At 41.9% G+C, this 15,689-nt stretch carries 13 protein-coding genes and 1 pseudogene; 13 read left to right on the top strand and 1 reads right to left on the bottom strand.

Annotated features, from left to right (window positions below; genetic code table 11):
- Window positions 1–65 precede the first annotated feature (65 nt).
- Window positions 66–2,771, bottom strand: a complete 2,706-nt coding sequence (locus L2D08_RS15455) for a family 78 glycoside hydrolase catalytic domain (RefSeq protein ID WP_375337596.1) — start codon at window positions 2,769–2,771, stop codon at window positions 66–68.
- A 138-nt stretch (window positions 2,772–2,909) separates the two neighbouring features.
- On the opposite strand from L2D08_RS15455, the gene L2D08_RS15450 reads away from it, so the two are divergent.
- From L2D08_RS15450 to nikR, 13 genes and pseudogenes are all read left to right on the top strand, one after another.
- Complete coding sequence (locus L2D08_RS15450; protein ID WP_242234933.1) at window positions 2,910–3,752, top strand: AraC family transcriptional regulator; 843 nt, start codon at window positions 2,910–2,912, stop codon at window positions 3,750–3,752.
- Between the two features lie 76 nt (window positions 3,753–3,828).
- Window positions 3,829–4,065, top strand: a complete 237-nt coding sequence (locus L2D08_RS15445; RefSeq protein ID WP_242234931.1) for a hypothetical protein — start codon at window positions 3,829–3,831, stop codon at window positions 4,063–4,065.
- Between the two features lie 31 nt (window positions 4,066–4,096).
- Entirely contained in the window at window positions 4,097–4,387 is a 291-nt protein-coding gene (locus tag L2D08_RS15440; protein ID WP_309241378.1) for a Fic family protein, read from the top strand.
- Window positions 4,345–4,511, top strand: a pseudogene (locus tag L2D08_RS15435) (NAD(P)-binding domain-containing protein); the annotation flags it as partial. The gene L2D08_RS15440 and the pseudogene L2D08_RS15435, both read left to right, overlap by 43 nt.
- 184 nt (window positions 4,512–4,695) lie before the next feature.
- Window positions 4,696–5,694, top strand: coding sequence for a TRAP transporter substrate-binding protein (locus L2D08_RS15430; RefSeq protein ID WP_242234930.1), 999 nt, complete (start codon window positions 4,696–4,698; stop codon window positions 5,692–5,694).
- Window positions 5,687–6,175: a TRAP transporter small permease gene (locus L2D08_RS15425; protein ID WP_242234928.1), complete on the top strand. Its 489-nt coding sequence runs from the start codon at window positions 5,687–5,689 to the stop codon at window positions 6,173–6,175. Before L2D08_RS15430 ends, L2D08_RS15425 begins: the two co-directional genes overlap by 8 nt.
- Complete coding sequence (locus L2D08_RS15420) at window positions 6,172–7,467, top strand: TRAP transporter large permease (protein ID WP_242234925.1); 1,296 nt, start codon at window positions 6,172–6,174, stop codon at window positions 7,465–7,467. The genes L2D08_RS15425 and L2D08_RS15420 overlap by 4 nt, the downstream gene beginning before the upstream one ends.
- 192 nt (window positions 7,468–7,659) lie before the next feature.
- Window positions 7,660–10,056 (top strand): glycoside hydrolase family 31 protein, encoded by a 2,397-nt coding sequence (locus tag L2D08_RS15415; RefSeq protein ID WP_242234923.1) that lies wholly within the window; start codon window positions 7,660–7,662, stop codon window positions 10,054–10,056.
- 268 nt (window positions 10,057–10,324) lie between these two features.
- Window positions 10,325–11,287, top strand: coding sequence for an ABC transporter permease (locus tag L2D08_RS15410; RefSeq protein ID WP_242234921.1), 963 nt, complete (start codon window positions 10,325–10,327; stop codon window positions 11,285–11,287).
- A complete protein-coding gene (locus L2D08_RS15405) occupies window positions 11,287–12,141 on the top strand; it encodes an ABC transporter permease (protein ID WP_242234919.1) in 855 nt (284 codons plus the stop codon). The genes L2D08_RS15410 and L2D08_RS15405 overlap by 1 nt, the downstream gene beginning before the upstream one ends.
- Complete coding sequence (gene nikE / locus L2D08_RS15400; RefSeq protein ID WP_242234917.1) at window positions 12,117–13,700, top strand: nickel ABC transporter ATP-binding protein NikE; 1,584 nt, start codon at window positions 12,117–12,119, stop codon at window positions 13,698–13,700. Before L2D08_RS15405 ends, nikE begins: the two co-directional genes overlap by 25 nt.
- The gene (locus L2D08_RS15395) at window positions 13,687–15,258 is read left to right on the top strand and encodes an ABC transporter substrate-binding protein (protein ID WP_242234915.1); all 1,572 of its coding nucleotides are present in this window, start codon (window positions 13,687–13,689) and stop codon (window positions 15,256–15,258) included. The genes nikE and L2D08_RS15395 overlap by 14 nt, the downstream gene beginning before the upstream one ends.
- Window positions 15,255–15,671, top strand: a complete 417-nt coding sequence (nikR, locus tag L2D08_RS15390; RefSeq protein WP_242234913.1) for a nickel-responsive transcriptional regulator NikR — start codon at window positions 15,255–15,257, stop codon at window positions 15,669–15,671. The genes L2D08_RS15395 and nikR overlap by 4 nt, the downstream gene beginning before the upstream one ends.
- Window positions 15,672–15,689 lie beyond the last annotated feature (18 nt).

Raw genomic sequence — 15,689 nt, 5'->3', positions numbered from 1 at the left:
TCCCCCTAAATCAAAAGTTTAGAGGGAGAGGTTCATGACATGTCCAGTTCGATCTTGCTTTCCTCTTATCCTCGAAGAAGAATTCCTTCTTTTTTATGCTGGATTGAATAAGAACCCGATCCTACTTCACAAACTAAACCGTCTGGTCCTTCTTTTACCAGTATGTTTTCCACTTCACTTGGTGCGAGGTTATTAATAACGAGTTTATCAGCATTCATATTGTTTAAAATAATTTTAGCTGTTGTATTTGCAGGTATTTTCACATGAATATCTGTGCTTTGGTCACTCTGCTCCCAGGAACAAAGAATAGTGCCGTACGGTGAATCTAAGGAGGCTTTTGCAGAGCTTAAACCATATTGTGAAATATGTGGATGGATTTTTATGACTCGATAAGCAGCTTCCTCAAGATCGATCCCTGCTACATAACGATAAAGCCACTCTCCAATTGCCCCATAGGCGTAATGATTATACGAATTCATATCATCGCTCCAGAAAGAACCATCTTCTTTAATTCCATCCCAGTGTTCCCAGATCGTTGTTGCACCCTGTAAGACGGAAAATAACCAGGATGGGTAACTTTCCTGTAAAAGTAAACGAAGGGCTGTTTCATGATAGCCGTTTTCAGACAAGGCAATACATAAATATGGCGTCCCAACAAAGCCGGTGTCTAAGTGATAGCCATTGTCAATAATGAGCTGGTTCAAGTCAGCAGCAACTTGCTGACGATTCTCCCCTTCTACTAAATCAAATACTAGCGGAAGGATATGAGCCGTTTGTGTATGAGCCTTCATTTTTCCATCTGTCGTCACGTATGTTCGCTGAAATTCCTGGATGATTCCTTTTAATAGTCTTTCATATTTACTTGCATCTTCTATTTTACTCAAGACTTGCGCAGTATCTTTTAGGATACGAGTAGAATAAGCATAGTAAGCGGTTGCCACCAAGTGCTCAGGAGTTGCACCAAAATAGGAATCTTCTTCTGCGTCCAACGCCAGCCAGTCGCCAAAATGGAATCCTGTATTCCAAAGAAACTCATTTGCTCCTTGAGCTCGAATATAGTCTACCCATGCCTTCATGCTTTCATATTGTTCTTCAAGGAGCCTCACGTCCCCGAATGTACGATATATGGTCCATGGACAAATGGTGGCAGCGTCTCCCCATGCCGAAGAAGTATAGTTATTGTCTCCCCACATGGTAGAGATATATTCTTCTAAAGCATCTGGAATAACGAATGGAACGGTTCCATTAGAAGTTTGATCACTTTTAAGGTCTCTAAGCCATTTCGTGAAAAACGGCGCGACTTGATAATTGTAAGCAGCAGTCCGGGCAAAAATTTGAGCATCGCCGGTCCATCCTAAGCGTTCATCTCTTTGTGGGCAGTCTGTAGGGACATCCAAAAAGTTTCCGCGCTGGCCCCATAAAATATTGCTGTATAGTTGATTGACTAATGGGCTTGAACACTCAAAATATCCTGTTTGCGGCATATCAGTATGAATTACTTCTCCCTGAAAGGTCTTCAATAATTCTTCATGAGAAGTGTTCGTTAATCCCTCTACTTTCACATAACGGAAACCTTGAAATGAAAAATGAGGTGCAAAGGAGACAGGGCCTTTTCCGTTGGAAATATACTCCACTTTTTGTTGGGCTTTTCGTAAATTTCCTGTATAAAAGTTTCCTTCGCTATCCAAAACTTCAGCGTGGTATAAAACAACCTTTTGGCCATCCGGAATATCAATATTCATTCGGACCCTGCCAACCATGTTCTGTCCCATATCTAAAACGGTTTCACCTTTAGGCGTCTCAAGAACCGAAATAGGGGAAAGGACTTCTGTTACCTTAGTAGGCCAGTTTTCTTGCGCGACTAATTGATTAAACGAAAGAGCGCATTTTTTGGCGCTTTTCCAGTTTGTATCTTGAAAGTTTCCTGTGCTCCAGCCGTTACACTCTAAGCGGGCATCATATGATTCACCAGCATAAAATTCCGATAGTACAATAGGTCCTATAGAGGTTTTCCAGGATTCATCGGAGACAATCGTGTCTTTCGTTCCATCTTCATACAAAATGTGCATTTGGAGCAGCAGGGCACGGTCTTGCCCATAAATATTTCGTTTAGAAAGCCAAGTTAGTTCGCCTTTGTACCATCCATCTGCTACTGCAGCGCCAATGGCTTGGGTACCTGGGGATAACAAGTCTGTAACATCATAGGTTTGGTATTGATGGTGATGTTTGTAACTTGTCCATCCAGGAGCAAATAGTGCATCTCCTATTTTTTGATCATTGAGATACAGATCATAGATGCCAGCAGCGGTAGCGTGTATACGGGCAGATTTCACTGCTTTTGCAATTGAGAAAGGTTTCCTGAACAATGAAATAGGTTTTGAATCACGATCAAAAAAGTCAGGATGTGGTGTAATCCATTTCGCTTGCCAGTCTTCGGAAGACAGTAAACTAGTTTCCCACCATTGAACACTGCTCCAGTCCGACTCACGTCCGTAGTTATCCCAGACGCGTACACGGTAGTAATAGCGTGTTTTAGAGGCGACACTTGGTCCATCATAAGTAAGATGGATAGATTCGCTGGATTTTTGCTTCCCAGTATCCCATAAAGGGCTTTCAAAATCATCCGCAAACAGGGAAACTTGAATTTGATAACCTTCCTGCACTGTGTGATTTTTATCGGAAGCCAGTTTCCATGAAAACCGCGGGCAAAGAATATCAGTACCTAATAAAAAATCTCTGTATTCGCATGTTAACGTTTTTACTTTCAGCAAAGGTTTCATCCTCCTCTTGTAATATGCTGTAGGTTCATTATAAAATAGTAAGAATGTTTTTTATGTGGGTTTTTAAGTCATTTATATAGGGTGAAAACGACATTTGGGGTGAGTCACTTGGTCGTCAAAAGAAATAATGTGAGAATCTTTCGTGGGGAAAATTATTTTAGAAATGGCTTGCCTATTTGTGTAAATCGAGTAGAAGAATCGTTTGATACTAGTATGCATTTCCACGACTTTTGGGAAATGACTTATATCGCTGAAGGGCAGGGCACACATCATTCAGGCGATGAAATCATGCCTGTATCAAAAGGCAATCTATTTATGGTGCCACTTGGTGTTTCCCATGTATTCCGCCCAATGTCTCTAAACAGTAAGGAACCGTTGATCGTATATAATTTCCTCGTAGACGTAAAAGAATTAAAAAAATTTATACATTCGTTCCCTGGTGGAAACGAGTTGGAAAGCCTGTTAAATTGTAAAGAATTTAAGCGTTATCATGACAATTCGGGAAAATATTATGATTTGTTTCAGCAAATGCACTATGAATTTTCAGCAGATTTACCCGGCAAAGAAGCAAGGCTATACAACGGGCTAATGGAATTGTTGCTATTTTTCTATAGCAGTGAATCACGTACTTATAATGAATCCACTCAAACAGCCGCTTATATACAGAAAGTCTTAGCCATTATGCACGCTGATTATCATCAGCCGCTTCGTGTAAAAGACTTAGCACTAGTAGCAGGGATAGGCGAGCGTCAATTTCAGCGTATTTTTTATATGCAGACAAACATGACATTTAAACAGTATTTACAGGGAATTCGTATGAATCATGCCTGCCGGCTCCTAATGCAGACAGATCGAAAAGTAACCGATATTGCCAATTCTGTTGGTTATCACGACATTCCATATTTTAACAAACTGTTTAAAGAGAAAACCGGTATGTCTCCCCGTGAGTACCGTAATTCTATAAGAGAATAGAGGCTAATATTTTAGAAGAATTGAACTACTGCCCACTTACTACCTGACGGTTGAAGTGGAGGTGTTCTCGCCACAAATGATAACAAATAGAAAGGAAGCGGCTGCATTGTTTCAAAAAGTTGATGACAGGAAGAAACAGTTAGATGCAAAAAGTCCCTTGCCTGCTTTTACATTAAAGAGCTTAAAGGAAAAGTTACTGCTCGAGTGGATCTATCATTCAAATGCGATTGAAGGAAATACCCTTACGTTGAAGGAAACAAAGGTCGTCATTGAAGGCATCACTGTAGGCGACAAAACCATACGGGAGCATTAATCATAGGGAGGCCATTAAGTACGTTGAATAAATCGTAACCAAAGATGAGCCGCTTTCTGAATGGCAAATCAAAAATATTCATCGTCTTGTTTTAAAGGGAATTGATGATGAGTATGCTGGTGTGTACCGTGATCAGCAAGTGTTTATTTCCGGAGCAGAACACACTCCGCCTGGGTCGTTTCTTTTAAAGGAAAAAATGGAAGAGCTCGTTATAGGACATGAAGGAGAGGCACAGCAGCTTCATCCGGTTGGTCGGGGCGCCAAGTTGCATATGCCATCTTTACTGGTACAAGTGTATCCAGCGATGAAGAAGGTGCGCTGAAGGAACCTTCTATTATGCCAGGCGGCCAGCGTGAAGCGTTTGAGCCTGTATATCCAATCTTTGAAGAAAAATAGGCGGCGGTGCATGTACTATATACACCAGCCCATACGGTTCCGGCCAATTCGCATGAAAATGCCCTTAATAAAAAAATGAATACGGTTGCAATTAATAGAAAACTTTGATATAAAATAATTAGTTTGTTTAGTTTACAAATTAAAGAGAAGGAAGGAAATAAACTTACTTTAATTTTGAAAGCGCTTTTGAGATGGCACAAGAATTTTATTAAGGTTAAAAAGGAGGAAAAACAAATGAAGAAAATGATGCTGTCCCTAATAATGCTTGTGATCATATTGGCCGGGTGCCAAAACAGTGTGGATGGAGGTGGCGTGAAAGAATTGCGTCTTGCTCATAACCAGCCTTTAGATCATCCCGTTCATTTATCATTAATGGAATTTGGCCGTCTTGTGGAGGAAAAGTCAAATTATAAAATAAAAGTGAAGATATTTGCCAACGGTCAACTGGGAAGTGAGCGTGAAGTAATTGAACTTACACAAACAGGCGCAGTGGATATTGCTAAAGTGAGTGCCAGCGCATTAGAAGGTTTTGAACCTGATTATTCCATTTTCAGCTTGCCATATGTATTTGAAAGTTATCAAGAGTTCCAGGAAACGATGAGCAAAAAGGAAGTAACGGATAAAGTATACAAGCAGACAGAGGATATTGGTTTCATTGGATTAACTTATTACAATGCTGGGGTGCGTAACCTTTATACAAAGGAAAAAGAAGTAACGACACCGGCAGATATGGCTGGATTAAAAGTTCGTGTTCAGCCAAGCCAAACAAGTGTAAAAATGATTGAAGCGTTAGGTGGAACACCGACACCAATGGCTTACGGTGAAGTATATACGGCACTTCAAGCAGGGGTAATTGATGCGGCAGAAAATAACGAATCCGCATTAGTTAGCAACAATCACGGTGAAGTGGCGAAGTCATATATGTATACCGAACATCAAATTGTACCAGATATCTTGATTATGAATGCAGAAAGACTCGATAAATTTTCAGCAGACGAGCAAGCGGTCATTTATGAAGCAGCAGCGGAGTCTACAAGATACCATGAGGATGTATGGAGCAAAACGATTGAAGAGGTAAAAGATATAGCAGCAAACGAAATGGGCGTTCGTTTTATTGAGGTGGATAAAGAGCCTTTTATAGAAGCTGTGCAGCCACTGCACGAAGAGTATATGGAAAATGAAAAAACAAAAGATATTTATCAACTAATAAAAGGGGCTGAAGAGAATGAGTAGAATAAAAACTCTAATTAATAGATTGCTTCTTTCCGTTTCTACTATTCTATTGATTGCAATGGTCGCACTTTCAACATGGCAGGTTCTCGCTCGTTATGTCTTTAATATTTCATCTCCTGGAACAGAAGAAGCTATACGTTATTTGCTGATCTGGTTTAGTTTGATTTCTGCGGCCTATGTCTTCGGAGAAAAAAAACATATTGCCATTTTGTTTTTTAAGGAAAAATTAGGAGCAAACAGCCAGCGAGTCATGGAACGTATTATAGATGTCATGGTAATAGTTCTGGCAGCGATCTTAATGATTTACGGCGGCTTTAATATTGTGCTTTTGACTATTTCTCAAACGGCTGCTGCGACGGGTATTTCAATGGCTATTGTATACGCAGCTCTTCCTGTGAGCGGCTTGTTCATTATTTTGTATACCATTCTTAACATGGGAACAAACGAGGTAAATGAAGGAGAAGAGGTGATCAAACAATGACGACGTTTGCAGGGATAGTTTTATTTATCAGTTTCTTTTTTCTTATGTTTTTCGGCGCACCAATCGCTTTGGCGATCATCATTAGTTCACTGTTAACGTTTATGCTCATTTTCCCGTTTGATGTGGCCATTTTAACATCTGCACAGCGAATGATAACAGGTATTGATAATTTTACAATGCTGGCTATCCCACTATTTGTTTTGTCAGGGATTATTATGGATAATGGTGGGATTGCATTCCGGCTGATTAATTTTGCAAAGGTTTTGGTTGGGCGCCTGCCTGGTTCTTTAGCTCATACAAATGCTGTTGGAAATATGTTATTTGGTGCGATTTCAGGGTCGAGTGTTGCCTCCGCAGCAGCAATGGGGCGGATTATGACCCCGATGCAAAATGCCCAGGGCTACAAAACAACATATTCAGCAGCAGTGAATATTGCCTCTGCTCCAACTGGCTTGCTTATTCCGCCAAGTTCCCTCTTGATCGTATATTCACTTGTTAGTGGCGGCACATCTGTGGCTGCGCTTTTCATAGCTGGTTACATCCCAGGCATTTTATGGGGAATTGCCGTTATGATCGTTGCGTATCTTATGGCTAAAAAGGAAAAATACGCTGTTTCCAAAATGCCTGGGGTCCGTGATGTACTTTACATTATTTGGAGTGCAGTACCGAGCCTGCTGCTTATTGTCATTGTAATTGGCGGTATTGTAGGCGGTATCTTTACAGCAACAGAGGGAGCTGCGGTAGCTGTTATTTATTCAGTTATTTTGTCACTCTTCTATAAAAATTTGAAGTGGAAAGACATACCGGCTATTTTCAAAGAAACCATCAATATAACTGGGATGATTCTATTTCTCATTACGGCATCTGCTTTGTTTTCGCTTGTTATGTCATACACAGGCCTGCCACAGGCAATGAGTGCTGGATTATTGTCTTTAACAGATAACCAATACGGCATTTTACTCATTATGATTTTCATTTTATTAGTTATTGGGACGTTTATGGATATTACACCTGCTGTCCTTATATTCACGCCTATATTCCTGCCGATTGCTGAAACATTCAGTATGGACCCTATTCATTTCGGAATGATTCTTTGCTTTGCTTTATGTATTGGCAACATGACACCGCCTGTTGGAAGTGTTCTCTTTGTGGGCTGTAGTGTCGCTGGTGTTCGCATTGAACATGTAATCAAAACCCTGCTCCCGTTTTTTGCAGCGGTTATTGTGGTATTGCTGCTTATCACATTTATTCCGCAGATTAGCTTGTTCCTGCCACAGCTGTTTGGACTATAAAGTGAAAGAGGCTGTTCTCGAAGACTAATATGTTCTGGCCTGGAATATTCGGTTATCAGGCCAATTTAAGAAAGATAAGCAGATTAGCAATCTGCTTATCTTCTAATTGAAATAAATCGTATGTAAATGGGAACCGCTTAATTTTTAAATGCAAATTTTCATAATAGAGAATGTAAAGGAAAGGTGAGTTCAATGTCCTTAAGAGAAAATTATCAATTTCAATTCACAGATGAAAAAAGCAATGTTTTAACCTTTCAGTTAGAACATTCAGAGGTTATAGCAAGAGTTTTTGTATTGGAGAATGATATGGTTCGAGTGTTAATGTCAAAAGGTGATCAGCTGGAGGTTAAAAAAACTTGGCTTGTCGCTCCAGGAATGGACGATGTTTCTTTTGAAGGCAGAGATCGCTTGGATTTGTCTCCGTTTTCACTTCCAGCATACAAATTTCAAGATCAAGGCAGTCATTGCACGGTTGAAACGGAAAAGTTAAAACTTCACATTGACTTAAATGGATTTAAAATTACCTGGTTCTCTAAAAACAGTGATGGAAATGAACAGCAAATTGCAGCAGATCGAAATACACAAGCTTATAACTTCGATGGCTCATTAGGGGAAGGGAATTTTCACTATCTTCAGCGTACATTAGATGAACAGTATTTCGGGCTGGGCGAGAAAAGTGGAGAAACAGACCGGCACGGAAAGCGTTACCGGATGTTAAGTATAGATCCAATGGGTTATGATGCTCAGCACACAGATCCATTATATAAACATATTCCTTTTTATATTACGAGAAGTACCCAAACAGGTCTTTCATTCGGCATTTTTTATGATAATATGGCTCAAAGTATTTTTGATATGGGAAATGAAATGGATAATTACCATGGCTGGTATCGATACTATCAATCTATGGCGGGAGATTTAGACTATTATGTGATTTTAGGGCCTGAAGTGAAAGATGTTGTAAAAAAATACTCCTGGCTGACTGGTAAAACAATTTTTGCCCCTAAATGGAGTTTTGGGTATTCCGGCTCAACTATGACGTATACAGATGCTCCTGACGCACAGGATCAATTGAAAAAGTTTATTGAAGAATGTGAAGAACACGATATCCTTTGTGATTCGTTCCAATTATCTTCCGGATATACATCAATTGAAGATAAGCGTTATGTGTTCAACTGGAATACAGATAAGTTTCCGGATGCGAAAGGTTTTATTAATGAGTACCATGAAAAAGGCGTAAGACTTTGTGCGAATATTAAACCGGCATTGCTAAAAGATCACCCGTTGTTTAATGAGTTAAAAGAAGAAAAAATGTTTATTTTAAATGACAAGGGTGAAGTTGAAATGGCTCAATTCTGGGATGAAGTTGGTGCGTATATCGACTTTACAAATGAAGAGTCAATTAAATGGTGGAAACAAAAAGTCACAGAGCAGCTTTTAGAATATGGAATTGATTCTACTTGGAATGATAACAATGAATTTGAAATTTGGGCAAAAAATGCTGTTTGCAGTGGATTTGGTGAGGAAACGAACTTTGAAAACGTACGTGCTCTTCAACCACTTCTAATGATGAAAGCTTCTTATGAAGCACAAAAGGAATTTGCTCCTGAGATTAGACCGTATTTAATTTCTAGATCAGGAAGTCCGGGGATGCAGCGCTATGTTCAAACGTGGTCTGGAGATAACTATACAAGCTGGAAATCATTAAAATACAATATTAAGATGGGAATTGGATTAAGCTTATCCGGTATTTATAACATTGGTCATGATATCGGAGGTTTTTCAGGCCCAGCTCCGGAACCAGAGTTATTAGTCAGATGGATACAAAACGGAATTTTTCATCCGCGTTTTACAATCCATTCATGGAATGATGACAAATCTGTTAATGTTCCTTGGATGTATGAAGAAACCACAGGTCTTATCCGTGATCTCATTAAATTCCGTCATCGTATAATTCCATATCTATATACGGCGTTATACAAAGCGCATGAAAAGTACGAACCGATCATCCGTCCAACTTTTTATGAATTTGAAGCAGATGAAAAAACATTTAAAGAGAATGATGATTTCATGCTGGGTGAATCGATGCTTGTTGCGTCAGTTGTTGAAAAAGGCCAAAGGGAAAGATCCGTATATTTACCGAAATATGAAGGTGGCTGGTACGATTTTCATACTTCCAACTGGTATGAAGGCGGCCAAACCGTTTCTATCCCGGCACCGTTAGAATACAATCCATTGTTAATAAAAGCAGGAAGCATTATTCCTGTCAATGATGCTGATGCTTCATTTACAGATAAAGAAAAGGACGAGCGAGGATTCTTGTTATTTCCGGCTAAAAAATCAGGGAGTACCTCCTACGAGCTTTATGAGGATGATGGTATTTCAGCTAATTACCAGGAAAACCATACCATTATTTCAGTTCAAATGGATGCTGATCAGGAAGCTATAAAAGTAAGTTATAAGGTTGAAGGAGAATACAAACTTTCATACGACACATTACGTTTCTATTTACCTGAAAATGAACAAAGAAAATTATATATAAACGGTGAAGAACTAACAAAGAATAGTAGTTACGTAGTAAAGCTGTAAAAGTTTTTTCTTAGAGAAATGGTTAACGAAACAAACATGGGTACCACACAAGTGGTACCCTATTATTCTGGAGTTGGATCAATAACTTGTGCTGCCTATTTTAAAAGCAGCGCTTTTTTTAATCTTGTGAAGTATTGTGTTAAAACAAAAAAGAAGATTTGCCGATGACGCTTTCTGATAAGTTCCGAAAAAAACTTCCTGCACATTAATGATCGTGCTACGATAGTTAAGTAATGTAACATGATTGCCAGACTGGAAGTGAAGGGTAATGATTTTATTTGTATTAAAGCGCTTTTATGAAGCGTGTCTTGTTCTTTTTATTGGGAGTATTTGCTGCTTTCTTTTTATACGAATGCTTCCGGGAGACCCAGCAGTGGCTGTATATGGAGGAGAGTATCAAAAACTAAGCGAAGCGGAACGGATTCGTATTTCGGAAAATCTCGGGCTGAATGAACCGTTGCCTGCTCAATATATGCAATGGCTTTCACGCGCTGTGCAAGGGGAATGGGGAACTTCATCCAGTACGGGAGAGGATGTAAGAGAAGTCATTGGCCGGACACTGCAGCCGACATTTCTGCTTCTTATCGTTTCTCAGCTGCTTATTTTTCTCTTCTCTTTTTTGCCAGGCATTATTTCAGGGTTGCGGCGGCGGTCGTCTGTTGACTATGTGATAACGGTGGTTAGTTTTCTGTTTATGTCTATTCCGTCGTTCTGGCTGGCGCTTCTTCTTATGCTTTTTTTCTCTGTTAGCCTTGGCCTGCTGCCTACATCCGGAACAGGTACTGGGGGAATCACAGCACAGCTGCCTTATGTGGTCATGCCAGCCTTCATATTAGCGGTTTCACACATTGGCTACTATATCCGGCTTCTGCGAAACCATGTAATGGCTGTAAAGGAACAGCCTTTTATTACGGCCTTACGGGCCAGGGGCATTTCAGAACGGGTTATTTTGTGGCGGCATATCGTTCCAAATGCGTTCATGCCTTATTTCTCCTATGCAGGTGCCTCTCTTGCTTCTGCACTGGCTGGAACGGTTGTGGTTGAAACCATTTTTTCATGGCCTGGTTTAGGGCGTCTAACCCTTGATTCAGCGCTGGATCATGACTATTCGGTTCTAATGGCTGCGATTTTACTGAGCATGACTGCGGTTATTACGGTGAATTTTATCATTGATGTCATAGGGGCAGCGATGAATCCAAGGCTCCGCAGCCAGATAAGAGGGGCGAAATAATGAATAGGACATTAGCTTGGGAGGTTAAACTGGCCTTTTTTTATATGGCGGGCCTTATTTTGTTGACGGCTGCTGCACCTGTTTTATCTGTTTATGATCCGCAGGCTGTTGACATGAACCATGTCCTGGAGCCGCCGAGCCGGACTCATCTGCTGGGAACAGATGAACTTGGACGAGACAGCTGGTCCCGGCTTTTACATGGCGGCCGGGTGTCGCTGCTTGCGGGCACAGCTGCAATGATCGTTTCTGTCATAGCCGGTACATTGTACGGCGCAGTCAGCGGATTTGCAGGCGGGGTTATAGACCGCTTGCTAATGAGAATAGTAGATGCACTCTTAAGTATTCCAGGATTGATATTGATGATTGGCCTTCAGCTGTTAGTAAAACCGGGTATGCTGTCCATTATTTTTGTCATTAGTTTTACAAGCTGGATGGTGGCAGCCCGGCTGATCCGAACCGAAATTATAATGTTAAAAAAAGAGGTCTTTATTCAGGCCTCGACCGTTTTGGGCGCCTCGGCTTTTCACTTATTATTCCGGCATCTTTTGCCGCGGTGCTGGCCGACTATTGCTGTATTGTCTGTCAGCGGCATCAGTCACGCGATTTTAGCAGAAGCCACTCTCAGCTTTTTAGGCATAGGCATCCCTCCGCATGAACCTTCCTGGGGCAACATGCTGATGGGGGCTCAAGGCTTTTTGCTTGGCGGTGCCTGGTGGCTGGCCGTTTTCCCGGGAGTAAGCTTGATGCTGACGATCCTTTCTATCCTTTTTATCGGTGACTGGCTGCAGGATCGTCTGAAAGTACCTCATCTTAGAAAGGAGTCAGCAGGATGGAAACGGTTTGTTTGGAAGTAAAAGAATTGTCTGTCATGCGGCAGAATCATCCTCTTTTGTCATCAGTTTCATTCCAGATACCTGCAAAGAAAATAACCGCACTTATCGGAGAGAGCGGTTCAGGAAAAAGTGTGACCGTCAAAGCCGCTCTAGATTTGCTGCCGGCCGGCATGGAGAAAACAACAGGATCGGTTTTATTCCAGGGAGAAAGGCTTGAGGCCCTTCCTTTACGGGAAAAACAGCTGCTTATTGGAAGAAAGATAGGGGTTGTGTTTCAAGACTCCTGGCAGACGTTTAATCCGATTCGGACAATTGGCAGTCACTTTTTCGATGTTTTGTCCGCTCATACAGCGATGACGAGGAAAGAAATAAAAACTTATGCGATTGAATTGCTTCGCCGTGTTCAGCTGAAAGAGGCCGAAAGGGTGTATGCCTCTTACCCTGATGAACTATCCGGCGGCATGCGGCAGCGTGTGCAGCTGGCGATTGCCCTGTCGCTTAATCCGCAGCTGCTGATTGCCGACGAACCGACAACCGCATTGGATGCCAAAACGCAGTCGGATCTTTTAAAGCTGATGAAAAATTGGCAGCAGAAGTCAGGCGGTACAATACTGCTGATCACACATGATTTCGGTGTCCTGCACGAAATGGCAGACGAGGTCATGGTGATGGAAAAAGGAAGGGTAGCTGAACACGGGACGACCCAAGACATCTTGTACACACCGAAAACAGCCTATACAAAACAGCTGGTGGAGCAGTATAACTGGTTAATAAGTGAAAATAAAGCCCTTCACCCACATAAACAAACGGTGCTTTTAGAAATGGAGCATGCAGATAAAAAGTACATAAAACAAGGGTTGATCCGCCAGACAGCGAATCAGGCGGTCTGTGATGTATCCCTCGTGATACGCAAAGGAGAAATCGTCGGGTTAATCGGCGAAAGCGGCGGCGGAAAAAGCACACTGGCCCGCCTGCTGCTTCAGGTAGAAAAAATGGATGGCGGGCGGTTCGTCTGGCATGGAGATCAGCCAGTTCGCCGGGGCATTCAGTGGGTGAACCAAGATCCATTTGCCTCTTTTAATGCCCAGTGGACTATGAAACAAATTATTGGCGAGGGACTCGATTATTGGAAAGAATACGATAAGAACAAGCGTATTACGGAAGTTCTTCACCAAACGGGGCTCGACCAATCAGTCCTGTCTATGTACCCGCACCAGCTGTCTGGGGGCATGTGCCAACGGGCCGCATTGGCACGGGCGCTGGCAGTAGAACCGGAATTGATTATTTTAGATGAGCCATTTGCGAATCTGGATTTGCAGGCTCAAGCAGCCATGATCGAGCTGATTCAAGAGATTCAAAGAGAAAAAGGGACCGCTTTTTTCTTTATCTCGCACGATATCCGGGCAGCTATTAAAATATGCCATCGTATTCTCGTCATGAAAGACGGGGAGATCCTTGATGAAGTCACTGCCGGACAGTTACTTCATACAGCGCACCCATACACAAAAAAACTGATTGAGTCTGTCCAGTCCTTATATATTACGAAACAGAAAGAGGTAGAAGAATATGCACTGTATTAACCGGAAAGCGGCGGCAATATTAGCCGCTGCCAGTGTCCTGCTGGCGGCTGGCTGTTCTTCGGCCGAAAAAAACGCCTCTTCCTCTGAAGAGAAGAAGCAGCTCGTTTACGGAATGGAAGCAGAAGTGGAACAGGTGAATCCTGTTCTAGATGAAAGCCAGGAGATTGATGCCTTGTTATTTCGCGGTCTGACGAAGCCGACCGAGTCAAATGAAATTGTGCCAGATTTGGCAGAAGATTGGACAGTCTCAGCAGATCAGCTGGTATATACATTTAAAATGAGAGAAGACGCCAATTGGGAAGACGGAAAACCTGTGACAGCTGAGGATGTGGTATTTACACTGGAAAAAATCCTTGATCCGGCTACGAACACGCCGATTGCCGGTGATTTTAGTGAAATTGGATCGGTTGAAGCAGTCGGAGAATATAAAGTGAAAATTACCTTGAAGCACCCTTTCCCGCCGCTGTTAGACAAACTGAAAGTCGGCATTGTGCCCAAGCATTTACTCGAAAATGAAAATATCAATGAAGCGGATTTTAACCAGCAGCCGGTCGGAAATGGTCCCTTTAAGCTGAAAGAATGGAATCCGGATGGAACGATCATTGTTGAACGGAATGACCAGTTTTATGGCACAAAAGCAAAGCTGGATGAAGTGGTGTTTAAGCCGGTGCTCGATTCTAACACCCGGGCGGTTCAGCTTAAAACGGGAGAAATCGATCTGGCACTGCTCGAACCAGGACAGGCAAATGCGGTAAAAGAAAGTGACCCATATACAGTTTATGATATTCCAACGGCCGATTACCGGGCCATTATGTATAACCTTCGAAACCCGCTGTTTAGGGATTCTGCTGTGCGCCAGGCATTAAACTTGGCTGTCAATAGAGAAGATATGATCAAAGGTGTGTTGTTTGGCAAGGGAGAATCAGCATTTGGCCCGCTTCAAAAATCATGGGCAGATGCACCGCAGAAAGACGCGTATACCTATAATCCTAAAAAAGCGGCGGAACTTTTAAGTAAAGCGGGCTGGACGAAGGGAGAAGACGGCATTCTGCAAAAAGACGGGCAGCGCTTTGAGTTTGAGCTTGTTTCACCAATACATGACAAAGTGAGAGTGGCACTGGCAAATGTGGCGGCAGGGCAGTTAAAGCCGCTTGGCATTCACGTTATACCAAAGCCGATGGAAAAACAGTCGATTGATTATACGAGTGTCGACAGCTTTTTAATTGGCTGGGGAAGTGAGTTTGATCCGGACGATCATACGTACCGGATTTTTCACAGCAGCCAAATTGGAGACGGGCTCTATAATTTTGGCGGCTATCAAAATGCAGCAGTGGATGAAATGATCACAAAGGCACGCACAACAGCGGACCAAGAGGAGAGAAACACGTATTATAAAGAATTTCAAGAAGAGCTGGCAGTAAATCCGCCATTTAACTTTCTTGTTTATTTAGAAGCGATGTACGGTGTTAATAAATCTGTTACGGGCATTAAAACGCGAACTCTTGGTCATCATGGGTTTGGAGTAATGTGGAACATAGAAGAGTGGGATAAACAATGAGCCAGTCAGAACTAAAGAGATTCGGGGTTTCAATGGATGAGCAGCTTTTGCGGCGGTTTGATGAATTTATTCGAACAAAAGGATATGAAAACCGGTCAGAAGCGGTACGGGATCTTGCGCGTGAAGCCATGACCGCGCAGTTATGGGAAGAAGGAGAGCAGACAGTGGCTGGAAGCATTCTGCTTTTTTATGATCATCATCAGCGCAACCTGCTTGAGGAAATGACAAGGATTCAGCACAGCATGCATCATGAGATTTTAGCGACTACTCATTTTCATTTAGATCACGATAACTGCCTGGAGCTGATTATTGTCAAAGGACAAGCAAAAAAGCTCCGTGCTTTAAGTGATCAGCTTATTTCATTAAAAGGGGTCAATTATGGGAAATTTACGGTGGCGCCTGTAAAAAATTAGTGTATTAAAAGGACTCTT

It is taken from the genome of Domibacillus sp. PGB-M46 (assembly GCF_022668875.1).
Classification (GTDB): Bacteria; Bacillota; Bacilli; order Bacillales; family Domibacillaceae; genus Domibacillus.
This window is presented reverse-complemented; position numbering and strand designations above follow the sequence as displayed.